Consider the following 20,846-nt stretch of genomic DNA (forward strand, 5'->3'; position numbering starts at 1 on the left):
TCACGCTCCTCGTTGTTTCGTCGTCTTGTTTCGGTCAACTGAGATTTCGCAATCGCGGGTCGAGAGCGTCCCGCAAACCATCCCCCAACTGGTTCAGGCTGAGCACGATCAGCATGATGCCCAGACCGGGAAAGATGGTGATCCAGGGCGCAATCGACATATAGGTCCGCCCATCGCTGAGAATACCGCCCCACGACGGGGCCGGCGGCTGGACGCCGACGCCGAGAAAACTCAAACCGGCTTCCGCGATGACCGCGTAGGCGAAGATGAAACTGCCCTGCACCAGAATCGCCGGCAGCAACTGCGGCAGGATGTAGTGAAAGACGATACGCGGCGGACTGGCCCCCACCGCGCGTGCGGCTTCGACATAAGGCTCCTCGCAGATCGACAATGTCAGCCCGCGCGCGATACGCGCCAGCCGCGGAATATAGGCGATCGATAGCGCGAAGATGAGATTGCCAAGGTTGTTCCCGAGGATCGCGAGCAGAGCGATCGCCAGCAAGATGGCCGGGATCGCCATGAAGGCTTCCATGATCCGCATCAACGCCAGGTCGAGAAACCCGCGCACATAGCCGGATACGACGCCGATGACGCTTCCGAGAATGGTCGTGGCGCCCATCGTCGCGGCGCCGATCAGCAGCGAATACCTCGCGCCATAAGCGACTCTGCTGAAGATATCCCGCCCGAACGCGTCGGTTCCGAAGGGATGGGCGAGGCTCGGCGGCTTCAACCTGTCCAGGATCGCCGTCGCCTCGGGCCGATAGGCGACGATCACAGGCGCCAGCACCGCAAGCATCACCAGCGCCACGAGTGTCGAAACCGCGAACAGCAGCTGGCCGCTGCCGGTTCCGAGCCGATACAAGGCGACGATCCGGCCCGTCCGGGCGCTGAGACCCGAGCCGCTCATGAAGCGCTGATCCTCGGGTCGACGATGCGATAGAGGATATCGGTCAACGTGTTGATCAGAACATACGCGATGCCAACCACCACCAGGGCGCCCTGAATCACCGGGTAGTCGCGATAGCCGACGGCGCTGACGATCAACTGGCCCAGCCCGGGAAGGCTGAAAATCTGCTCGGTCACCAGGGCGCCGCCCAGAACCTCGGCGAAGATCATGGCGAGAACCGTCAATATGCTGGTCAGCCCGTTGCGCAGGGCGTGATTGAACAGGATCGATCGTTCGGGCAGGCCCTTGGCGCGCGCCACCATGATATAGTCCTGCCCCAAGATTTCGAGCATGGCCGAGCGTGTCATGCGGGCGACCTGCGCCATCTGGATGAAGCCCAGGCTGAGCGACGGCAGCAACATGTGCCGGAAGGCCTGCCATGGATCATCGAAGGGAGAGACATAGCCGCCCGTGGGCAGGATACCGATCCAGACGCCGACGACCAGGATCAGGATCAGGCCGAACCAGAAACTGGGGATCGACATACCGCCGAGCGACAGGAACATCAGCACCCGGTCGACCAGCTTGCCCCGCCGCGCCGCCGCGATCACGCCCGCCGGGATGCCCAGCACGATCGCCCACAGCAGGCTGAGCGCGGCAAGCAGGAGGCTGATGGGCAAGCGCTCGCCGATCGCCGAAAGAACGTCCTGATTCAGAAAGGACGAATGGCCAAGATCGCCCCGGGCGACATGCGCAAGGTAGAGCAGGTAGCGCTGCAGGAACCCCTGGTCCAGCCCAAGGCGCGCCCGCATCTCGACCATGCGTTCCGGCGTCGCGTCGATGCCGAGCATGACCGTCGCCGGATCCCCTGGCACGAGATACAGCAGAGAAAAGGCGATGCTGACGATGAGCACGCAGAGCGGCAGAAGGGTGATCGACCTTACGACAAGGAACTTCAACATTCGATACGCTCTTCCGCTCCGAAGCCCCCGCGCCTTCGATTACAGGCGCGCGCCGGCGGCTGTACCCCGCCGGCGCGTGTGGTCACTTGTCCAGCCAGACGTCCCAGAAGACGCTGCCGTTGAAGCTCTTGTAGCCCATCACGTAGCTGCGGCGCGCATGCCAGCCGAAGTAATCGCCGAGCTTGATGTTCACGACATCGTCGTAGAAGATCTGCTGCACGTCCTTGAACGCCTCATATCGCGGCTCGAACTCGCGCAGCGTCGCGATCTCGTCCAGAAGCCCGTCCATCTCCGGGTTGGCGTAGGGCGTCCACTTGTCTGAACGGAAGTTCGTATCCCAGCCTGACGGATCATAGCGCACGCTGTGCTCCATGCTGCTGAGATGCCACTTCGGCCGCAGGTCCTCTCCCTGGACATGCGCCAGCAACGCCGCCCAATCCAGCACCTCCAGCCGGACATTGAGGCCGATGCTTTGCAGTTCCTGCTGGTAGATCACGGCGCTCTTGTACAGCGAATCCAGGGTCCGCGTGGTCATCAGCACGATTTCCTGATTGTCGTAGCCGGCTTCGGCGATCAGCCTGCGCGCCTCTTCCTTGTCGTTCTTGTAGTATTCGGCCCCGGCGTCGTTCGCCCAGACCTGCTCTTCGAAGGCCAGGGACGGGGAAAGCCGTATCAACTCGGGGTCGCCAATCGTTCCCAGCATGATCAGTTCACGGTCCACGCCGATTTGGACGGCCCGACGGATACGCAGATCGTCCATCGGGGGATTGTGATGGTTGACCATGATATTCAGCCAATTGAGCGGCTTCAGCGTCGTCCCGGCGAAGCCTTCGGTTCCCTCGATACTCAACCGCTGTTCCGGCGGGACGCTGTCGGCGATATCGAACCGCCCGCTTCTCAGCCCTGCTTCCTGGGTGCCGGGTTCCGAGATGAAGGTCCAGACCAGCTCATCCACATAAGCGGTCCTGCGCCCACCCAGCCCGTCAGGGCCATCATAGCGATCGTCGACGCGATAGTCCGGGAAACGCTCCATCACCAGCGCCTCGCCGCGACGCCATTCCTTCATCCTGAACGGCCCGGTGCCCACGAACTGGTCGTCCGCCAACGCTTCGTCCCCCGCCGCCTCGACAATCGCGGCTGGATAGATCTTGAACGCCGCATGGGGCTGGCTCAGCTTCTCCAGGAACGGTCCGGGGTTCGAGGAGAACTGGAACACAACCGTTCCGGAGTCGGGCGCGTAGACCTTTTCGACCTTTCCGCCGATCGAAGAGGCCAGCCGCGCCTTCTTCATGAAGCGGTTCCAGCTGGCGACGACGTCTTCCGCGACCATCGTGCTGCCGTCGTGGAACTTGACCCCATCGAGCAGAGTGAACGTCCAGGTGTTCCCGTCCTCGGTGACATCGTATCCGGTCGCGAGTTCGGGAATCAGGCCGAACTTGCTGTCATAGGTGTAGAGCGACTCGAAGAGGTGGCTGTGCATCGTGCGCACGATGGTGGCGGCCGTCGCCAAGGGATCGAAGGCGTCGACCGTCTCATTGATGGCGCAGGTCAGGACGCCGCCAAACTTCGCGGTCTGGGCCCGCGCCGGCGATTGTGAGATTGCGAGGCCCGCACCCACCAGCGCAGTCGAGCCGATCAGGAATTGCCGTCTCGTGGCGTAAGGATATAGCATCATTTGTCCCCATTGGTCATTTCATCTAATGCGAGGCGCGTTCCGGCTCTTAGCTAACGGAAAGATTACCAGCGCAGATGCTCGATTATCCACCACAATTGTGCGCACCCTGCCACATAGATTGCAAAATTCAACGGATTCTGAATGGGAACTCCACGACGAGCTTGTTGTCGTAGGGGATTGACAACGGGACGCCGCCGACGAGCGCAAATCCTCGATCAGGGCGCGAGCCTTACGCTCTAGAACCGCTGACAGGTCACGGCGGCGGCGCTGGAGATCAGCTCAGCGATATCAGAAGCGTCGTACCCGGCCTCGGCCAGTACTTCTTCAGTGTGCTCGCCCAACTCGGGCGGCGAGTTCCGAACGGCGCCGGCGGCCCCGTCCAGATGGAAGCCGACGCCCGGAACCTTGAAAGTCTGATCGAGCTTGGGGACGGAGATTTCCAGAAGCGCGCCGCGGTCGCGCACATGCGGCTCGTTCAGCACCTCCGGCACGTCGCGCACCTTGGAGCATGGGACTGAAGCCGCGTTGAGGCGGCGTTCCCATTCCAGCGCTGGCGATCGCAGGAACGTCTCGGCCAGAAGCGGCCCAATCTCGTCGGCAAGCTCGGGATGGTCTTTCCACTCAGCGATCCTGGGATCATCGAGCAGATCGGTGAGCCCGCACACGTCAGCCAGCCCTCTGATCTGGGCGACGGTGTTGCCGATCACCACGATTTTCCCGTCCCGCGTATCGAAGCACCCCGAGAACGGGCTTCGCGAGAAAGGCCTGTTTCCCGCCAGCGCGGGAACCCTTCCCGCAATGGTCCATTCGGCCACGACCGGACCCATGATCGCCAGGGTGGCGTCCAGCATGGAAGCGTCGATAATCGAACCCTTCCCGGTCCTCGTTCGCTGAATGATCGCCGTCGTGATGGCGAGGGCGGCCGATTGGCCGACGATGTAGTCGGTTATCGGCGTGCCGACCCTGAGCGGCCCGCTCGCATCGGAGCCCGTCACGGACATCAGACCCGACATTCCCTGGATGATGTGATCGTAGGCTGGCCGTTCGACGAATGGACCATCCTGCCCATATCCGGTGATCGAACAATAGATCAGGTCCGGTTTCAGTTTGAGGAGATCCTCCGCTCCGAGTCCCAGGCTCGCGAGCTTGCCTGGCCGGAAATTTTCGACGACGACATCGCATGTGGCGGCGAGAGGCCTATCAATTCGACTTGAGCCACTAGATCGTGCTGGTCGCCGGCGCCACGGTCACCATCAAGGTGGCGCACAGCCCTGGCAAGGGACTTGGGTCTTGACGGAGGATGGGGCCGGAAGGCCCCCGGAAATGGGAAAGAAATGCGCGGCTTCCATTGAGCCGCGCTCAGCCAGAGGGGTGCATCAAGCACGCCGACGATCACGCAAGGGATGGAAGCCGTAAGGCTGAGACGCCTTTCGGGGCGGCTCGGTTCACGACAGCCCGACCCGAAGGGGTGCGCATTAGCCGAATTTTTAAAGGAAGTTCAGTGTTCCGCTATCGCGGGTAGAGAATTTTCCGACGAAAACGTCATCGTCAAGCTCGGGTGAAGGCATTGCAGTTGCCAAGATGATTTGGTGCTCTACCTCGCTTGCGTTAGAGATACGAACCACCTGCTGTTGGAAGTTGTGGCTTCTCTCTTGCTCCATCCCTTTATCCTCGGTGATATCGATCATGAGAAACCTAGGATGACGAAACTTCTCGTCCTCAAGTGCGGCGGCCAGGACTCCAACCAAGAAGGACGTTTTGAGCACAACACGCGAGCTTGCTGAGAAATAGGTGTGATCATCCACCGTGATGGTATTCTTGGCGAAAGAAAAATCCACACGCTGAGGGTCTTCAAACGAGTCCTGCCTCTTTAAATCCCCCTTCAACATCTCAATCGTCTTCTTCTATATAGCGCTTCGAGCGGTGCGCAGCCTCGTGGTCTGGCTGCGTTTGAGCGCTTCAATTCTGGCGTCAAGGTCCTTCCGCTCTGCATCCAAAGAGGCCTTTCGTGCCGACAAGTCGCCAATACGATTTGCGAGCTTGAGCTGCTCGTCAGTATCCTCGATGGATTTGTCTATGTACCCGAGTTTGCGGTGTAGCTCCCGGATTTGCTCTCTCACCTTTGAAGTGAGAAGAACTCGCAACTCGGAAAGTTCCTTCGCTTTAAGCTTCCACTGACCTTCAATAGTGGCATATTTAGCTTGAAGATTCTTAAGGCGATCCCGCCTTACGTCTTGCAGACGCTCTGATTGCTTAATTTGAATAGACAGGTCATTGAATAGTCCGACGACACGATCTTGCGCTCGCTCAGCGTCGAGCGGTGTTTTGTACAAATGACACGCTACAACGGATTCATCTTGCTCAAGTATTGCAGCGTAACATGAGGGGCAAGTCGAGAAATGTATCGTCTCCACGAGAGAGGACGCTAAATCGGCGTCTTTGAGGGCCTCAAGCCTTCGATGAAGCGTCATAATGAAATCGTCTGAATCAGCAATTTCAAATTCGACTGCTCCAATTGCCTCCCTGGTATCTTGAAGTTGCTCCTGGAGTCCTTGAACTTGCTTAAAGACGGATTTTTGGGCGTTGATTGTGATTTTATCCGTGGATTGTTTGGCGTAAAATTCCTCTTCAGCGGATGCAATGTCCTGAAGAAGCTTCTCGCGCTCAGTTATGAGAGATTTCTTTTTCTGCTGAACCCACTCTAAGAGCCTGCCCCGAAATGAGTTGAGCGATATCAGAGGGTTGTGATTCACGTCGGTTTGCAACGACTGACGGAGGCCCGATGCCCTGGGATGATATCGCCCGCGCGGAATATGCGCGACGGTCAGCGCGCTATGCAAGCGACCTGACGGATCGGGAATGGGAGGTGATCGCCGCCTACATGCCTGATCGACGCGGTCTGGGCCGCCCGCGCACGACCGATCTGCGGGAGGTGATGAACGCGATCCTTTACATCGCCTCGACCGGCTGCCCTTGGCGCTATCTACCGACGGAGTTTCCGCCTGTTTCGACCGTGCAGCGTTACTTCTACCGCTGGCGGGACGAAGGCTTCTGGCCCGCACTCAACAATGCGCTGGTGATGGTGTCACGGGAGCTGGAGGGGCGCGAGGCGTCTCCGACCGCAGGCGTGATCGACAGTCAGAGCGTGAAAACCACAGAGGCGGGAGGGGTTTGCGGCTACGACGCTGGGAAAAAGATCAGGGGCCGCAAGCGCCACATGGTGGTCGATACGATTGGGCTGATGGTTGGCCTGGTCGTTCACGGCGCCGGCGTGCAGGACCGCGACGGCGCCCCGCTCGTGCTGGCGTCCATCCGCAGACGCTGGCCGTGGCTGCGCCACGTCTTCGCAGACGGCGGCTATGCCGGGAAGAAACTGCGCCGCGCCCTGACCGGGTTCGGCGACTGGCGCATCGAGATCATCAAGCGATCTGATCGCGCCGAAGGGTTCGAGATCATTCCAAGGCGATGGGTTGTCGAGCGCACCTTCGCATGGCTTGGAAGATGCCGCCGTCTCGCCAAGGACTGGGAGCGATCCATCGCCTCGTCAGAGGCGTGGGCGAACGTCGCGCATATCCGACTGCTCACCAGACGCCTCGCAAGGTATTGTTATGTTTGACCGAGTTTCGAGCCAGGCTCTGAGACCTCGACGCCAAGCTCCGTGAGCAACGCATCATCATCGTCGGTGAACTGCTTAGCCATTGGCCGCCTCCGCTTTCATGCGTGCGAGGAAGGCGACGCCTTCCGCCATCTTCTTCTCCCAGGCATCTTGGGATGTGATCAAAGGCAAGTGACCGCGTTCTTGTTTGAACTTCAAGGCTCGTTTGGCCAGATCGCGTGCTTCGTCGGGTGTGAGTTGAACTTTCTTAGCCGATATCACAGCAGCGACCTGTTTCAGGCTTTCCTCACTCATAATCTTGGCCAGTATGGCATAGGCCTCACTGAACGGATTGATACGGTCGATCAGATCGATGTCGAGTTCGCGCACATCCATCGCAAATTTCCGAACACCGTCGATTAGCGCCGTGTTAGCGCTTGGCTCAGACTCTCCTTCGCCCACAGCAATCTCTTTGGCTTTCTGGGTCAAGTTGAGGGCCGCAATGGCGTGTTGGCGCACCGCTTCTTGATCCGCCGCGCCGATATCAAGGAAGGGGCAGAAGCTCTCCTGCGTAGCCTGCAACCCGCTGCGCAGCTCTTCAAGCTCGCAAAGGCGATCTTCACCGATATCTGGGAGATGCGCCGCGCTGACGCCCTTGGGGCGCAGAAAGCTCTGGAAGCACAGGTCATTGATACCAGCAAGCAGATCGATAATCTGCTCGACCGTATCATGATTTCGTCCAGCCCGTCCGTGATCGGGGCGTATGAAAAGCGTATCGAAGAGCTAGAACGCGAGAAGATCCGACTGGCAGAACGGGCCGAGTCGGCGGTGCCGAGCGAGGCACGCCTGAGCGAATTTATCGAACCGGCCATGGCATTCCTGGCAAGTCTTTGGAATATTTATAAAAATGGCAACGTTGCCCTCAAGAGAACGGTACTCAAATTGGCCTTTGCAGAGCCACTGAGGTATAGCCGGAATGAGGGTTATCGAACCGCTGAAACCACCTTTCCTTTCAAGGTGTTAGCGGATTTTTCATCCCTAAAGTGCGGGATGGTGGGACGTACTGGATTCGAACCAGTGACCCCAGCGATGTGAACACTGTGCTCTACCAACTGAGCTAACGTCCCGCCGGCGCGGTGATTAAGTCCGGGTCGCCGGGGCGTCAAGCTGATTCCCTAATCAAGCCGTCGATCAGGGTCGGCAACTCGGCGAAATCGGCGAAGACCGCTTCGGGCGCAAGCTCGGCGACAGGCGCCGGCGAAAACCCGTGTTCGTAGAGGACGCAGGCGACTCCCGCGGCGCCCGCCGCGTCCCGGTCCGTCGCGGTATCGCCGATCATCACCGCCTGTGCGGGCGCGCCGCCGAGCCGACCAATGGTTTCGAGCACATGGCGCGGATCGGGCTTGCGGACCGGAAGGCTGTCCGCCCCAAGAAGCGCCCCGTAGCGCGCCGCGCCGCCAAGCCGGTCGATCAATGTCCGGGCCAGCCGCTCAGGCTTGTTGGTGCAGATGCCGACCCGCCAGCCGGCTTCTATCAGCGCGTCGACGGCGGCCTCCGCGCCGGGGAAATAACGGCTTTCCTCGGCGATCCGTATCTCATAGGCGTCCAGAAAGGCCGGGTAGGCGGCGAGGATCTGATCGTCGGTAATCTCCCGTCCGGCCTGCGCCGCGGCATGACGCATCAGACCGCGCCCCCCGCGCCCGGCGGCGGCGCGCGCCTCGACGGGATCGAGCCTGGGCAGGTCAAACCGGTGCGCAACCGCGTTCATCGCCCCAATCAGGTCATCCGCCGTATCGACGAGCGTGCCGTCCAGATCGAAGATCGCGCTGCGGATCATATGGGCCCCCTTGCTGGATTCGCGCGAAGCTTAACCCTGCGCAAGGCTTGGCGAAACAAGGCGGCGAGCGCAAGGCTGGACAGGGCCGCGCCATGGTGTTCTTCGTAAGGCGCGGCAAGCGCGGGAAGGAGCGACGCCATGACCACTTTCATCGACGACATCGCCAGGCGGCTGGAAACGCTCCGCTCGGACGGGCTCTTCAAGGCGGAGCGGGTCATCGCCACCCCGCAGCGCGGCGAAGTCGCGATCGAAGGCGAAGCCGAAAACACCGCAATCAACCTTTGCGCGAACAACTATCTCGGTCTCTCGGACCATCCCGCGCTGGTGGAGGCCGCGCGCACGGCGCTGGAGCGCTGGGGCTACGGCATGTCCTCGGTCCGGTTCATCTGCGGCACTCAGGCCCCGCACAAAGCGCTGGAGGCCCGGCTCGCAGATTTCCTCGGTTTCGAGGACGCGGTGCTCTATTCATCCTGTTTCGACGCGAACGCCGGGCTGTTCGAGACGCTACTCGGCCCCGAGGACGCGATCATATCCGACGCGCTCAACCACGCCTCGATCATCGACGGCGTGCGGCTGGCGAAGGCGCGACGCTATCGCTACGCCAATGGCGATATGGCGGCGTTGGAGGCGCGCCTGCGCGAGGCCGCGGACGCCCGCTATCGGCTGGTCGTCACCGATGGCGTCTTCTCGATGGACGGTCATGTCGCCAAGCTCGGCGCGATCTGCGATCTGGCGGAAAAGCATGACGCGATGGTGATGGTGGACGACAGCCACGCCGTCGGCTTCTTGGGCGCGGCCGGGCGCGGCAGCCATGAGCATTGCGGCGTGATGGGCCGGGTCGACATCATGACCGGCACGCTGGGCAAGGCGCTCGGCGGCGCTTCTGGCGGCTATACGGTCGCCCGGCGCGAAGTGGCCGAGTGGCTGCGCCAGCGCTCGCGCCCCTACCTGTTTTCCAACGCCCTCGCTCCGGCGATCACCGCGACGACGCTGAAAGCGCTGGACCTGATCGAGAATTCAGACGACCTGCGCGCAGGGCTGGCCCGCAACACCACGCATTTCCGCGACCGGATGAGCGCGCTCGGCTTCGAGATCGTTCCGGGCGATCACCCGATCGCGCCGGTGATGTTGCGCGACCCGAAACTGGCGCAGGAGATGGCCTCACGGCTGATGGAGCGCGGCGTCTTCGTCACCGCCTTCTCCTTCCCCGTCGTGCCGCGCGGCGAGGACCGCATCCGTACGCAGATGACGGCGGCGCACGACCTTCCGACGCTGGACCGCGCCATCGACGCCTTCGCCGTCGTCGGGCGGGAGTTGGGAGTGATCCGATGAAAAACACCATGCGGGCGCTGGTGAAGGCGACGGCGGCGCCGGGCCTTGAACTCCGCGATGAGCCGGCGCCGGAGCTCGGCCCGTCCGATGTGCTGATCCGGGTCAGAAAGACCGCGATCTGCGGCACGGATGTGCATATCTGGAACTGGGACGAATGGTCGGCGAAGACCGTGCCCGTCCCGCTCGTGACGGGGCATGAGTTCTGCGGCGAGATCGCCGCGATCGGCGGATCGGTCACGAAACTCACTGTCGGCCAGCGGGTTTCGGGCGAAGGGCACATTACCTGCGGACGCTGCCGGAACTGCCGCGCCGGACGCGGGCATCTCTGCCGCAACACGCTTGGCGTCGGCGTGCAGCGCCCTGGCGCCTTCGCCGACTATCTGAGCCTGCCAGAGGCGAATGTCGTCCCGATCCCGGATGATATCCCGGACGAGGTCGCGGCGATCTTCGACCCGTTCGGCAACTCCGTCCACACCGCACTCAGCTTCGACATGGTCGGTGAAGACGTGCTGGTGACCGGCGCCGGCCCGATCGGGATTATGGGCGCGATGGTCGCCCGGCGGGCCGGGGCCCGAAAGGTCGTCATCACCGATATCAACGAGGACCGCCTCGCGCTCGCCCGCAGCATGGGGATCGAACACGCGGTCAACCCGTCCCGGACCACGCTGCGCGAGGTGATGGCGGAGATCGGCATGTCCGAAGGGTTCGATGTGGGGCTGGAGATGTCCGGCGCCGCGCCGGCGGTGCGCGACATGATCGAGGCGATGAACAATGGCGGCAAGATCGCCCTTCTGGGCATCGCTCCGGTCGAGTTCGCGATCGACTGGAACAAGGTCATTTTCAAGATGCTCACGATCAAGGGGATCTACGGGCGCGAGATTTTTGAGACCTGGTACAAGATGATCGGCCTCGTCCAAGGCGGCCTCGACCTCACACCGCTGATCACCCATCGGCTGCCGGTCGCGGATTTTCGCGAAGGGTTCGAGCTGATGCGCGCCGGGACCTGCGGCAAGGTGGTGCTGGACTGGAGCTGACACGCGATACGGTCGTCCCACGGCCTTTCCGCGTCCTCGAAACGCCTGTATTGGTCACGCCATGAGCATGATCGAAACGCCAAGGCCCGTCGCCGCAATCATCCTCGCCGCCGGCGATGGGACACGGATGAACTCCGCCCAGCCGAAACCGCTCCACGCGGTCGGCGGGCTTTCCCTGCTCCGCCATGCGATCCACGCCGCGGAGACGATGGAGCCGGCGCGCCTGACTGTGGTGACGCCCGACGGCGCCGACGCGGTGGCTGACGCCGCCAAGGCCGCCCATCCCGGCGCCGAGACCGTTGAGCAGAATGAAAGGCTCGGCACCGGGCACGCCGTCCTCGCCGCGCGCGGCGCGCTCGCCGCGCATGACGGCGACGCGGTTGTTCTCTACGCCGATACGCCCTTCATCCGGGCCGAGACGCTCGCGGAGATGCGCGCGCGGCGCGCGGCCGGCGCCGATGTCGTCGTGCTTGGGTTTCGCGCCGCCAATCCGGGCGGCTATGGCCGGCTGGTGATGGAGGGCGACGCGCTTCTCGCCATCGTAGAGGCGAAGGACGCGACGCCGGCGGAGCGCGCCATCGACCTCTGCAATTCGGGCGTCGTCCTGGCTGATTCCGGCAGGCTTCTCTCACTTCTTGGCGAAGTCGGAAACGACAACGCCAAGGGCGAGTACTACCTCACCGACATCGTCGCCATCGCCCGGCGCCACGGGCTCAAGGCGGCCGTCGTCGAGTGCCCGGAGGCGGAGACGTTGGGCGTCAATTCGCGCGCCGATCTCGCCGCCGCCGAAGCCGCGTTTCAGGTCCGCGCCCGAGAAGCCGCAATGGCCGGCGGCGCGACCCTGATCGCGCCGGAGACCGTGTTCTTCAGCCACGACACGAGCCTCGGGCGGGATGTCACGGTGGAGCCGAACGTCGTTTTCGGCCCCGGCGTCACGGTCTCTGACGGCGCGAAGATCCGCGGCTTTTCCCATCTTGAGGACTGCGCCGTCGCAGCCCGCGCCGTGGTCGGTCCCTTCGCCCGCCTTCGCCCCGGCGCCGAGATCGGCGAGGGTGCGAAGATCGGCAATTTCGTCGAGGTGAAGAACGCGCGTTTCGCCGCCGGAGCCAAGGCCAACCATCTCGCCTATATCGGTGACGCCACGGTCGGCGCCGGAGCGAATATCGGCGCCGGCGTCATCACCTGCAATTACGACGGCGTGCTCAAGCACCGGACGTCGATCGGCGAGGGCGCCTTCATCGGCACCAATTCATCGCTGGTCGCGCCGGTCAGCGTCGGCGTCGGCGCCTATGTCGCCTCGGGAACAGTGCTGGTCGCCGACGTGCCCGACGACGCGCTCGCCATCGCCCGCGCGCGGCAGGAGCACAAACTCGGCTTCGTCGCCAGGTTCAGAACGAAATTGCAGGCGAGGAAAGCCGCTGGCGCAAAGGAGCAAAGCTGATGTGCGGCATTGTCGGAATCGTCGGTGAGCGCGAAGTCGCGCCCGATATCGTCGCGGCGCTGCACCGTCTGGAATATCGCGGTTACGACAGCGCCGGGATCGCCACGGTGGACTCGGGCGCGCTCCGCCGCCGCCGCGCGGTCGGCAAGCTTTCGCAACTCGCCGCGCTGGTGACGGCCGAACCGATCGCCGGGCGCATCGGCATCGGCCACACCCGCTGGGCGACGCATGGCGCGCCGACCACCGCCAACGCTCATCCGCATCAGGCCGGGCCTGTCGCCGTCGTGCATAACGGCATCATCGAGAACTACCGCGCGCTACGCGAGGAACTGACCGCCGCCGGCCGCAATCTCGAAACAGACACGGACACCGAAACCATCGCGCAGCTCTGCGCCCTTCTGATGCAGCGCGGACTCGACCCCGAGGACGCGGCCGCGGCGACGCTCGCCCGGCTCGAGGGCGCGTTCGCGCTCTGCTTTCTCTTCGAGGGCGAGGACGACCTGATCGTCGCCGCGCGACGCGGCTCCCCCCTCGCCATCGGGTATGGGGATGGCGAGATGTTCGTCGGCTCCGACGCGCTGGCGCTCGCGCCGCTGACCAATCGAGTCGCCTATCTCGAAGAAGGCGACCGCGCGGTGATCCGCCGCTCCGGCGCGGTGATCCATAACGCCGCCGGCGAGATCGTGGACCGGCCGATCCGCACCGTCTCGGTCGAAAGCGTTCTGATCGACAAGGGCGAGCACCGGCATTTCATGGCGAAGGAAATCCATGAGCAGCCGACGGTCATCGGCCACACCGTCGCGGCCTATGTCGACGCCGCGCGCCAGCGCGTCGTCTCGCCGGCCGAGGCGCTGGATTTCAACTCGATCGACCGTCTGACCCTCGTCGCCTGCGGCACCGCCTACTACGCATGTCACGTCGCGAAATACTGGTTCGAGGCGATCGCGCGCCTGCCGGTGGAGATCGATATCGCCTCCGAATTCCGCTATCGCGAGCCGCCGCTTTCGGAGCGCGACGCGGCGATTTTCGTCAGCCAGTCGGGCGAAACGGCGGATACCCTCGCCGCGCTCCGCTACGCCGCAGGGAAGGTGAAATCCGTCCTCGCCGTGGTGAACGTCGCGGAAAGCTCGATCGCGCGCGCGGCGGATATCGTGCTGCCGATCCGCGCCGGGGCCGAGATCGGCGTCGCATCCACCAAGGCGTTCACCTGCCAGCTCGTCACCCTCGCCACGACCGCGATCCTCGCCGGCCGCCAGCGCGGCGCGATCGACGCCGCGGAGGAAGCGCGGCTCTGCGATCTTCTCGCGGAGGCGCCGCGCCGGATCGCCGAGGCCCTGACGCTGGAGGACGGCGTCGCCGCCCTCGCGCAGGAGATCGCGCGGGCGCGCGACGTCCTCTATCTCGGCCGCGGCGCGATGTATCCGCTGGCGCTCGAAGGGGCGCTGAAGCTTAAGGAACTGAGCTATATCCACGCTGAAGGCTACGCCTCCGGCGAGATGAAGCACGGGCCGATCGCCCTGATCGACGATGCGGTGCCGGTCGTGGTGCTGGCCCCGACCGATCCCGTGTTCGAAAAGACCGTCTCTAACATGCAGGAGGTGATGGCCCGTGGCGGCAAGGTCGCGCTGATCACCGACGCCAACGGCGCGGCTTTGGCCGGCGCCGACGCCTGGCGCGTCGTCGTCCTGCCCCGGATCGACCGCTTCATCGCGCCCATCGTTTACGCGGCGCCGGCGCAGCTTCTGGCCTACCACGCTGCGCTTGCGAAGGGCACGGATGTCGACCAGCCGCGGAACCTCGCCAAATCGGTCACAGTGGAGTAGTGTCAGCCTCGTGGTACAGGCAAGGACTGGCGAAAAACCGCCGGCAGGGGATGAAGGCATGAGGTTTTCCCGAAGCGGCGTCGGCCGGCTTCTCGTGGGCGTTCTGACGATTCTGGGGTTGAGCGGTTGCGCAACCGAAAAGAAAGCCGTCGCAACCGGCCCGACACCCTTCGACAGGACGGTGGTGGAGGACTGCTATACAGTCGACCTCTTCACCGTGGCGAAGATCGAACCGCCGGGCAGCGACGTGCCGGCGGAATGGGCTCGACTGTCGGGCAAATGGGGCAGCGCGGGCTGGGACGGCAAATGGTGCCACGACCTCTATGTGCTGAAGATCGCCGCGAATGGCGAAGTCGAGGTGATGGATCTTCACGCCCCGTACGAGCCGTGGGCGAAACCCGCCACCGCCTTCCGCCGCAAGGGCCGGATCTCCAAGGACGGCCATCTGCGTGTCGCGCATGGCGCCGTCGTCTCCGAATACTGGCTGGAGAACGGCCGGCTCTACGGGCTGCGCAAGGAGGGTTCGGGCCAGTTGCGCATCGCCATGCTGCCGCGGGTCAATTCGAAACTGTTCTGACGCGGCGATGAACGCCGCGGATGCGCTCAGGGCGCTGAAAGCGCGCGGCGACGCCGCCAACGCCGCGCGCATGGTCGCCTATCACAAGGCGCCGCGAGTCTATCTCGGCCTGCCGAACGCCGGCGTCGACGCGCTGGTCGCCGAATGGCGGGGGGCGCTGGACATCGCGGGCCGCACCGCCCTCGCCGAGGCGCTCTGGCGAAGCGACATCCACGAAGCGCGAATCGCCGCGGCGAAGCTGCTGGTTCAGGCACGGATCCCGGAGGACGAACCCGTCTGGCGGCTGGTCACAAGCTGGGCCCAGCAATTCGACGCCTGGGCGATCGCGGATCGCGCTGCGGATGTCGGCTCACGGCGCCTCGTCGCCGCGCCGGAGCGGCTGGACGAGGTTGAGACCTGGACGAAGGCGGAAAATTTCTGGACCCGCCGGGCCGCTCTCACCTTCACGCTGCCCTGGGCGAAACAACGTCACCCGCGCGCGGCGGATCTGGCCCACCGCGAACGCGCGCTCGGCTGGGCGGCGTCATATGCTGGCGATCGCGAATGGTTCATCCAGAAGGCCATCGCGTGGTGGCTGCGCTCCCTCTCGAAACACCATCCGGAGCGGGCGCGCGCCTTCCTCACCGCGCATGGCGAGCGGCTGAAACCCTTCGCCCTACGCGAAGCGGGAAAATTTCTTCGGGCGTAGCCCCTCGCCCTCAGGCCCGCGCCGTCACGATCCAGGCCGCCGCCGTCGCCTGTGGGCGGCCATCGCAAGCCGCGCGCTTCGCCATCGCGGCATGGACCGCGCTTTCCACCTTGCGCCGCACCCCTTCCGAAACATCGCGCAAGCGTGAGGCCATCGGCCCGATCTCCATGGCGAAACGCGTCGCCGCCTCCACCTTGTCGCCCCCCATCCCCGCCCCGAACTCAACGACCGCGTCGGCCGGCGCCCATGCGACGCGGCGCCAGCCCGCCGCCTCCAGCATCGGCGCGAAACTCTCCTCCGGCTTCGCCCAGGCGAAGGGGCCGGGCGCGCGCGGATCGGGCGGCGGCGTCGGCGGCAGCAGCGCCTTCGCCGCGTCGAGCGGGGCCGTCGCCCATTCGTTCTCGCGCACCGTGCGCCAGCAGGCGATGGCGAGCGGCGCACCCGGCGCCATCGCCCGACGGAGATGCGCGTAAGCCGGGAGCGGCTCGTCGAAGAACATTGCGCCGAACTGCGAAAAGAGCGCCCCGACCGGCGCGGCGAAAACCGCCGTCGCGGCGTCGGCGCATCGAAAGCCCACCCTCCGGCCCGGCCCCTTCGCCCGCGCCCGGCGCTCCGCCGCGAGTGCGATCAGATCAGGCGAGACGTCGACGCCAAACGCCGTCGCCCCGCGTCCGGCCAGCGTGAAGGTGCTCGCGCCGCCGCCACAGCCGAGATCCAGCGCCACTCGTCCCTCGATATCGCCGAGCGCATCCATCGCCGCCATGCCGAACGGCGCGAGCATACGCTCCATCACCGACGCCCGCCGCGCCCATTTCTCACCCAGCGCGCCGCTCCAGTCCGCTTTCCTCGCCATGACCCCCTCCCGTCGCCATTGCCCAGAGCACAGCCTATCCGATAGATAGGCGCCATGCCTCACGCTCTTTTTCGCACCGCGCACGCTTGGGTCTTCGACCTCGACAACACGCTCTATCCGCCCTCGGCGAAGCTCTTCGACCAGATCGTGGCGAAGATGACCGCCTATGTCATGCGAACCGCGAATGTGGACGCAGCGGAGGCGGAGCGCCTGCGCGAGGTTTACTGGCGCGAATACGGCACCACGCTCGCCGGACTGATGCAGGTTCACGGCGTCGATCCGGCGCCGTTTCTCGACGATGTGCACGATATCGACCTCTCGGCGCTGGAACGGGACAAAGACCTGGGCGCCGCCATCGCCGCCCTGCCCGGCCGCAAGATCGTCTACACCAACGGCTCGCGTCTTCACGCAGACCGGGTGCTGGCGGCGCGCGGCCTCGACGGGCTGTTTGACGCGCGCTACGGGGTTGAGGACGCAGGTTACGCGCCGAAACCGCAGCGCGCGGCGTTCGAGCGGGTTTTCGCCGCCGACCGGTTGAACGCGAAGGGCGCCGCGATGGTCGAAGACGACCTGCGCAATCTCGCCGCGCCGCGCGAGATGGGTATGCGGACGCTCTGGATCACCGAGAAGACCGAGGCGCACGAACACGCCGACGCGACCACAGGCGACCTGGCCGGGTTCCTCAAAATGGTTCTGGAGAGATGAAATGATCCGACTGTTCGGCCTGAAGAACTGCGACGCCTGCCGCAAGGCCATGAAAGCGCTGGAGGCGGCGGGGCGCGGGGTCGAATTCGTCGATATTCGCAAAGAGGCGACCGGGGACGATATCGCCCGCTGGCTCGAACGCTCCGGGGCCGGGGCGTTGACGAACCGCCGCTCCACGACATGGCGCGGACTGGACGAAGGTGAACGCGCGGCCGCCGACGGCCCGGGCGCGCTGGCTCTGCTGACGACCAATCCCGCGCTGATAAAGCGGCCGGTGATAGAAACGTCGGAAGCGCTTTTCATAGGCTGGAGCGACGACGCTCGCGCCGCGCTGCTCTGACCCGATGAGCGAGACCTGCGAGATCCTTGTCGTTGGCGGCGGCGTCGCCGGGCTGACCGCGACCGCCGCCTTCGCCGACGCCGGCAGGCGGGTCACCTGCGTTGAGCGCGCCGCGCCCGGCGCCGCCGCCGCCGACACCCGCACGACCGCCTTTCTGCGCCCCGCTGTCGATCTTCTGACCGAAATCGGCGTCTGGCCGCTGCTCGCCGGCGAATCCGCGCCGCTGGAAACCATGCGCCTGATCGACGCCGGCGGACGCGAGAACCGCGCCCGCGAGACCGGCGACTTCCACGCCGAGGAAGTTGGCGAGCCGCCTTTCGGCTGGAATGTCGCCAATGCGGCGATCCGGCGCGCGCTGGAGGAGCGGCTCGCCGCGCTCCCCTCGGCGCAGGTGATGAACGGCGCGGCGCTGGACGCCCTGACGCTGCGGCGCGACGTCGCCATCGCCCGGCTCTCGACAGGCGAAGTGGTGCGCGCGAAGCTCGTCATCGGGGCGGACGGGCGCGACAGCCGGGTGCGCGCTCTGTCCCGCATTGGCGCGCGGCGCTGGGGATATGGGCAAAAGGCGCTGGTCTGCGTCGTCAGTCACGGGCGGCCCCACGAAGCCGTCTCGACCGAGATTCACCGCGTTGGCGGGCCGTTCACGCTCGTCCCCATGGCCGACGGGCCGGACCCGGACGGGACGCCCGGCCCGCGTTCCTCCGTTGTCTGGATGGAGCGCACGGCGGAGGCCGACCGGCTCGCGGCGCTCGACGACGCAGCCTTCGAAGCGGCGCTGAATGAACGCAGCCTCGGAATTCTCGGCCGGCTCCGCCCGGTCACGGCGCGCGCCACATGGCCGATCGCCGGGCTGATCGCCCACCGGCTGACCGCGCCTCGCGTGGCGCTGATCGCCGAGGCCGCGCATGTCGTGCCGCCAATCGGCGCGCAGGGGCTGAACATGTCGCTCGGAGATATCGCCGCGCTGGTCGCCGCGACCGGAGAGGGCGAACCCGGCGCGCCAAGCGCCCTCGCCCGCTATCAGCGCCGCTGGCCGGAGCTCGCCGCCCGCGTCGCCGGAATCGACGCGCTGAATCGCGCCGCCATGACCGGCGCGCAGCCCATCCGGGATCTTCGCCGGTTTGGCCTCGGGGCGCTTATCCGCGTCCCCCCGGCGCGGCGGCTGGCGATGCGGCTCGGGCTCGGGTTGCGCTGAAGCGAATCAGCCGCTGTTTCGCTTCACCATCGAAACGGCCCCTTAAATCCGATTCGGATGGGCGATCGCCGGGATGGCGTGCGGCAGCGCGAATCGAAGATTCGCAAAGGCTCGCTCCTGCGGCCCAACGCCGCGCTCGCCCCCATCTCACGTAAGAAAATCTTAACACAAGCACCCGTGAGCGAGGCGCTGGAATCACCATAAGCGCCGCTCCGATACGGAGAAACTCGTTTCCCGACTTCGCCTCGCCCCGCTGGCGCCGGGCTCTGCGGATGCGCCGCAGCGCGGCCGTCGCGCCCTCCGCCCATTTACATTCAGCAGCCACCCGTTAAGAGCGATTCGCCGCGGCGCACATGCCGCCGACACGTAAAACGTCAGCGGAACACGGAGCTGCGCAGGGGGATGAAGTTCATATGAGTATAGCGCTCGAGGCGCGCGGGCTTACGAAAGAGTTCAAGGGGTTCGTGGCCGTCAACAATGTCGATCTCACGGTCGAAAAAGGAACGATCCACGCCTTGATCGGGCCGAACGGCGCCGGCAAGACCACCTGCTTCAACCTGCTGACCAAGTTCCTCCAACCGACCCGCGGCGCCATCCATTACGAGGGCCGCGACATAACCCGCCTGCCGCCAGCGGAAATCGCGCGACTCGGCATGGTGCGCTCGTTTCAGATTTCAGCCGTGTTCCCGGATCTAAGTGTGTTGCAGAACGTGCGCGTCGCGCTTCAGCGCAAGCGTGGCGAGAGCTATGATTTCTGGCGCTCGGAGAAATCGCTGACGCGCTTCGACGAGGCGGCGCGCTCTTATGTCGACGAAGTCGGCCTGACCGAATTCCTGGATCACCGCGCCGCCCAGTTGTCCTACGGACGCAAGCGCGCACTGGAGATCGCGGCGACGCTGGCGCTCGAGCCGGAAATGCTGCTGCTCGATGAGCCGATGGCCGGCATGACGCAGGAGGATGTCGAGCGTATCTCGGCGCTGATCCGGCGCGTGGCCAGGAACCGCACCATTCTGATGGTGGAGCATAACCTGTCGGTCGTCGCCAACTTGTCTGACCGGATAACCGTGCTGGCGCGCGGCGAGGTCCTGGCGGAGGGCGATTACGCGACCGTCTCCAAATCGCCGGAAGTGATCGAGGCTTATATTGGAGCGGGCAATGACTGAAGCCGCACAAGGCGCCGCTCTTCTGCGCGTTCAGGGCCTTCAGGGCTGGTATGGCGAAAGCCATGTGCTGCATGGCGTCGACTTCGAGGTGAACACCGGCGAGGTCGTCACCCTCCTGGGCCGCAACGGCGCGGGCAAGACATCGACCCTGCTCGCGATCATGGGCATGCTGCCGCGACGGGAGGGCTCGGTCAGTTTCGGCGGCGCCGAGACGATTGCGATGCCGTCACGCCACATCGCGAAACTCGGCATCGCCATCTGCCCCGAGGAGCGCGGCATTTTTTCGTCGCTGCATGTCGATGAAAACCTGATGCTGCCGCCGCGGATCGCCGAAGGCGGTCTGGAGGTTGAGCGGATCTATGAACTTTTCCCCAATCTGAAGGAGCGCCGGCGCAGCCAGGGCACGAAACTGTCCGGCGGCGAGCAGCAGATGCTGGCTATCGCGCGCATCCTGCGCACCGGCGCGAAGCTTCTGCTGCTGGATGAGCCGACGGAGGGGCTTGCGCCCGTTATCGTCAAGCATATCGGCCGCACCATCGGGGAATTGAAGAAGCTGGGTTTCACCATCGTGCTGGTGGAGCAGAATTTCCACTTCGCCGCCTCTGTCGCCGACCGTCACTATGTGGTCGAGCAGGGCAAGGTGATCGACATGATCACGAATGCGGATCTCGACGCCAATACCGACAAACTGCAGACCTATCTCGGCGTCTGAAGCCCGTCTGACCGACGAACCACCGTCA

General features: G+C 64.6%; 21 protein-coding genes and 1 tRNA gene. 12 read left to right on the plus strand and 10 right to left on the minus strand.

The annotated features are described in order from the left end of the window. Nucleotides 1-34 precede the first annotated feature (34 nt). The 6 genes from G5B40_RS06310 to G5B40_RS06335 all read right to left on the minus strand — a co-directional run bounded on the left by G5B40_RS06310 (nucleotide 35) and on the right by G5B40_RS06335 (nucleotide 6,276). Nucleotides 35-907 (minus strand): ABC transporter permease, encoded by an 873-nt coding sequence (locus G5B40_RS06310; protein WP_165096441.1) that lies wholly within the window; start codon nucleotides 905-907, stop codon nucleotides 35-37. Then, the gene (locus G5B40_RS06315; RefSeq protein WP_246209723.1) at nucleotides 904-1,848 is read right to left on the minus strand and encodes an ABC transporter permease; all 945 of its coding nucleotides are present in this window, start codon (nucleotides 1,846-1,848) and stop codon (nucleotides 904-906) included. The genes G5B40_RS06310 and G5B40_RS06315 overlap by 4 nt, the downstream gene beginning before the upstream one ends. 82 nt (nucleotides 1,849-1,930) lie before the next feature. Beyond that, a complete protein-coding gene (locus G5B40_RS06320) occupies nucleotides 1,931-3,523 on the minus strand; it encodes an ABC transporter substrate-binding protein (RefSeq protein WP_165096446.1) in 1,593 nt (530 codons plus the stop codon). Between the two features lie 236 nt (nucleotides 3,524-3,759). After that, nucleotides 3,760-4,728 (minus strand): CaiB/BaiF CoA transferase family protein, encoded by a 969-nt coding sequence (locus G5B40_RS06325; RefSeq protein WP_165103323.1) that lies wholly within the window; start codon nucleotides 4,726-4,728, stop codon nucleotides 3,760-3,762. Between the two features lie 282 nt (nucleotides 4,729-5,010). Beyond that, nucleotides 5,011-5,412, minus strand: coding sequence for a hypothetical protein (locus tag G5B40_RS06330; RefSeq protein ID WP_165096449.1), 402 nt, complete (start codon nucleotides 5,410-5,412; stop codon nucleotides 5,011-5,013). A gap of 15 nt (nucleotides 5,413-5,427) precedes the next feature. Further along, entirely contained in the window at nucleotides 5,428-6,276 is an 849-nt protein-coding gene (locus G5B40_RS06335; protein WP_165096451.1) for a hypothetical protein, read from the minus strand. A gap of 29 nt (nucleotides 6,277-6,305) precedes the next feature. Here G5B40_RS06335 and G5B40_RS06340 point away from each other — a divergent pair, with 29 nt between their 5' ends. Further along, nucleotides 6,306-7,139, plus strand: a complete 834-nt coding sequence (locus G5B40_RS06340; protein WP_165096453.1) for an IS5 family transposase — start codon at nucleotides 6,306-6,308, stop codon at nucleotides 7,137-7,139. 75 nt (nucleotides 7,140-7,214) lie between these two features. Here the strand turns inward: G5B40_RS06340 and G5B40_RS06345 are convergent, their stop codons facing one another. The 3 genes from G5B40_RS06345 to G5B40_RS06355 all read right to left on the minus strand — a co-directional run bounded on the left by G5B40_RS06345 (nucleotide 7,215) and on the right by G5B40_RS06355 (nucleotide 8,955). Next, a complete protein-coding gene (locus G5B40_RS06345) occupies nucleotides 7,215-7,700 on the minus strand; it encodes a hypothetical protein (RefSeq protein ID WP_246209724.1) in 486 nt (161 codons plus the stop codon). Between the two features lie 469 nt (nucleotides 7,701-8,169). Continuing rightward, a tRNA-Val gene (locus G5B40_RS06350) sits at nucleotides 8,170-8,245 on the minus strand. 35 nt (nucleotides 8,246-8,280) lie between these two features. After that, a complete protein-coding gene (locus G5B40_RS06355; protein ID WP_165096455.1) occupies nucleotides 8,281-8,955 on the minus strand; it encodes an HAD-IA family hydrolase in 675 nt (224 codons plus the stop codon). A 138-nt stretch (nucleotides 8,956-9,093) separates the two neighbouring features. Here G5B40_RS06355 and G5B40_RS06360 point away from each other — a divergent pair, with 138 nt between their 5' ends. The 6 genes from G5B40_RS06360 to G5B40_RS06385 all read left to right on the plus strand — a co-directional run bounded on the left by G5B40_RS06360 (nucleotide 9,094) and on the right by G5B40_RS06385 (nucleotide 15,850). Further along, nucleotides 9,094-10,287: a glycine C-acetyltransferase gene (locus tag G5B40_RS06360; RefSeq protein WP_165096457.1), complete on the plus strand. Its 1,194-nt coding sequence runs from the start codon at nucleotides 9,094-9,096 to the stop codon at nucleotides 10,285-10,287. An 8-nt stretch (nucleotides 10,288-10,295) separates the two neighbouring features. Further along, the gene (tdh, locus tag G5B40_RS06365) at nucleotides 10,296-11,321 is read left to right on the plus strand and encodes an L-threonine 3-dehydrogenase (RefSeq protein ID WP_211907456.1); all 1,026 of its coding nucleotides are present in this window, start codon (nucleotides 10,296-10,298) and stop codon (nucleotides 11,319-11,321) included. Nucleotides 11,322-11,388: 67 nt separating this feature from the next. Further along, nucleotides 11,389-12,762, plus strand: coding sequence for a bifunctional UDP-N-acetylglucosamine diphosphorylase/glucosamine-1-phosphate N-acetyltransferase GlmU (glmU, locus tag G5B40_RS06370; RefSeq protein ID WP_165103328.1), 1,374 nt, complete (start codon nucleotides 11,389-11,391; stop codon nucleotides 12,760-12,762). Then, a complete protein-coding gene (glmS, locus tag G5B40_RS06375) occupies nucleotides 12,762-14,585 on the plus strand; it encodes a glutamine--fructose-6-phosphate transaminase (isomerizing) (protein ID WP_165096461.1) in 1,824 nt (607 codons plus the stop codon). Before glmU ends, glmS begins: the two co-directional genes overlap by 1 nt. 58 nt (nucleotides 14,586-14,643) lie before the next feature. Beyond that, nucleotides 14,644-15,162: a hypothetical protein gene (locus G5B40_RS06380; protein WP_165096463.1), complete on the plus strand. Its 519-nt coding sequence runs from the start codon at nucleotides 14,644-14,646 to the stop codon at nucleotides 15,160-15,162. Between the two features lie 7 nt (nucleotides 15,163-15,169). Next, a complete protein-coding gene (locus G5B40_RS06385; RefSeq protein ID WP_165096466.1) occupies nucleotides 15,170-15,850 on the plus strand; it encodes a DNA alkylation repair protein in 681 nt (226 codons plus the stop codon). A 10-nt stretch (nucleotides 15,851-15,860) separates the two neighbouring features. Here G5B40_RS06385 and G5B40_RS06390 read toward each other — a convergent pair whose 3' ends face one another. After that, nucleotides 15,861-16,703: a class I SAM-dependent methyltransferase gene (locus tag G5B40_RS06390; protein WP_165096468.1), complete on the minus strand. Its 843-nt coding sequence runs from the start codon at nucleotides 16,701-16,703 to the stop codon at nucleotides 15,861-15,863. 54 nt (nucleotides 16,704-16,757) lie between these two features. Between G5B40_RS06390 and G5B40_RS06395 the strand changes: the two genes are divergently transcribed. The 5 genes from G5B40_RS06395 (at nucleotide 16,758) to G5B40_RS06415 (ending at nucleotide 20,818) form a co-directional block, all read left to right on the plus strand. Next, nucleotides 16,758-17,408: a pyrimidine 5'-nucleotidase gene (locus G5B40_RS06395; protein ID WP_165096471.1), complete on the plus strand. Its 651-nt coding sequence runs from the start codon at nucleotides 16,758-16,760 to the stop codon at nucleotides 17,406-17,408. Between the two features lies 1 nt (nucleotide 17,409). Then, nucleotides 17,410-17,748, plus strand: a complete 339-nt coding sequence (locus G5B40_RS06400; protein WP_165096475.1) for an ArsC/Spx/MgsR family protein — start codon at nucleotides 17,410-17,412, stop codon at nucleotides 17,746-17,748. 4 nt (nucleotides 17,749-17,752) lie between these two features. Further along, a complete protein-coding gene (locus G5B40_RS06405) occupies nucleotides 17,753-18,943 on the plus strand; it encodes an FAD-dependent monooxygenase (protein WP_165096477.1) in 1,191 nt (396 codons plus the stop codon). Between the two features lie 413 nt (nucleotides 18,944-19,356). Continuing rightward, the gene (locus G5B40_RS06410) at nucleotides 19,357-20,106 is read left to right on the plus strand and encodes an ABC transporter ATP-binding protein (protein WP_165096480.1); all 750 of its coding nucleotides are present in this window, start codon (nucleotides 19,357-19,359) and stop codon (nucleotides 20,104-20,106) included. After that, on the plus strand, nucleotides 20,099-20,818 hold the full coding sequence (locus G5B40_RS06415; protein ID WP_165096483.1) for an ABC transporter ATP-binding protein: 720 nt from the start codon (nucleotides 20,099-20,101) through the stop codon (nucleotides 20,816-20,818). The genes G5B40_RS06410 and G5B40_RS06415 overlap by 8 nt, the downstream gene beginning before the upstream one ends. The last annotated feature ends 28 nt before the right edge of the window (nucleotides 20,819-20,846 follow it).

Source organism: Pikeienuella piscinae, from assembly GCF_011044155.1.
GTDB lineage: Bacteria > Pseudomonadota > Alphaproteobacteria > Rhodobacterales > Rhodobacteraceae > Pikeienuella > Pikeienuella piscinae.

Bases quoted from the DNA above. Each gene is read 5' to 3' on its own strand.
- G5B40_RS06310 (WP_165096441.1), bottom strand. From the start codon at position 907: ATGAGCGGCTCGGGTCTCAGCGCCCGGACGGGCCGGATCGTCGCCTTG.
- G5B40_RS06315 (WP_246209723.1), bottom strand. From the start codon at position 1,848: ATGTTGAAGTTCCTTGTCGTAAGGTCGATCACCCTTCTGCCGCTCTGC.
- G5B40_RS06320 (WP_165096446.1), bottom strand. From the start codon at position 3,523: ATGATGCTATATCCTTACGCCACGAGACGGCAATTCCTGATCGGCTCG.
- G5B40_RS06330 (WP_165096449.1), bottom strand. From the start codon at position 5,412: ATGTTGAAGGGGGATTTAAAGAGGCAGGACTCGTTTGAAGACCCTCAG.
- G5B40_RS06340 (WP_165096453.1), top strand. From the start codon at position 6,306: ATGCCCTGGGATGATATCGCCCGCGCGGAATATGCGCGACGGTCAGCG.
- G5B40_RS06355 (WP_165096455.1), bottom strand. From the start codon at position 8,955: ATGATCCGCAGCGCGATCTTCGATCTGGACGGCACGCTCGTCGATACG.
- G5B40_RS06360 (WP_165096457.1), top strand. From the start codon at position 9,094: ATGACCACTTTCATCGACGACATCGCCAGGCGGCTGGAAACGCTCCGC.
- tdh (WP_211907456.1), top strand. From the start codon at position 10,296: ATGCGGGCGCTGGTGAAGGCGACGGCGGCGCCGGGCCTTGAACTCCGC.
- glmU (WP_165103328.1), top strand. From the start codon at position 11,389: ATGATCGAAACGCCAAGGCCCGTCGCCGCAATCATCCTCGCCGCCGGC.
- glmS (WP_165096461.1), top strand. From the start codon at position 12,762: ATGTGCGGCATTGTCGGAATCGTCGGTGAGCGCGAAGTCGCGCCCGAT.
- G5B40_RS06380 (WP_165096463.1), top strand. From the start codon at position 14,644: ATGAGGTTTTCCCGAAGCGGCGTCGGCCGGCTTCTCGTGGGCGTTCTG.
- G5B40_RS06385 (WP_165096466.1), top strand. From the start codon at position 15,170: ATGAACGCCGCGGATGCGCTCAGGGCGCTGAAAGCGCGCGGCGACGCC.
- G5B40_RS06390 (WP_165096468.1), bottom strand. From the start codon at position 16,703: ATGGCGAGGAAAGCGGACTGGAGCGGCGCGCTGGGTGAGAAATGGGCG.
- G5B40_RS06395 (WP_165096471.1), top strand. From the start codon at position 16,758: ATGCCTCACGCTCTTTTTCGCACCGCGCACGCTTGGGTCTTCGACCTC.
- G5B40_RS06400 (WP_165096475.1), top strand. From the start codon at position 17,410: ATGATCCGACTGTTCGGCCTGAAGAACTGCGACGCCTGCCGCAAGGCC.
- G5B40_RS06405 (WP_165096477.1), top strand. From the start codon at position 17,753: ATGAGCGAGACCTGCGAGATCCTTGTCGTTGGCGGCGGCGTCGCCGGG.
- G5B40_RS06410 (WP_165096480.1), top strand. From the start codon at position 19,357: ATGAGTATAGCGCTCGAGGCGCGCGGGCTTACGAAAGAGTTCAAGGGG.
- G5B40_RS06415 (WP_165096483.1), top strand. From the start codon at position 20,099: ATGACTGAAGCCGCACAAGGCGCCGCTCTTCTGCGCGTTCAGGGCCTT.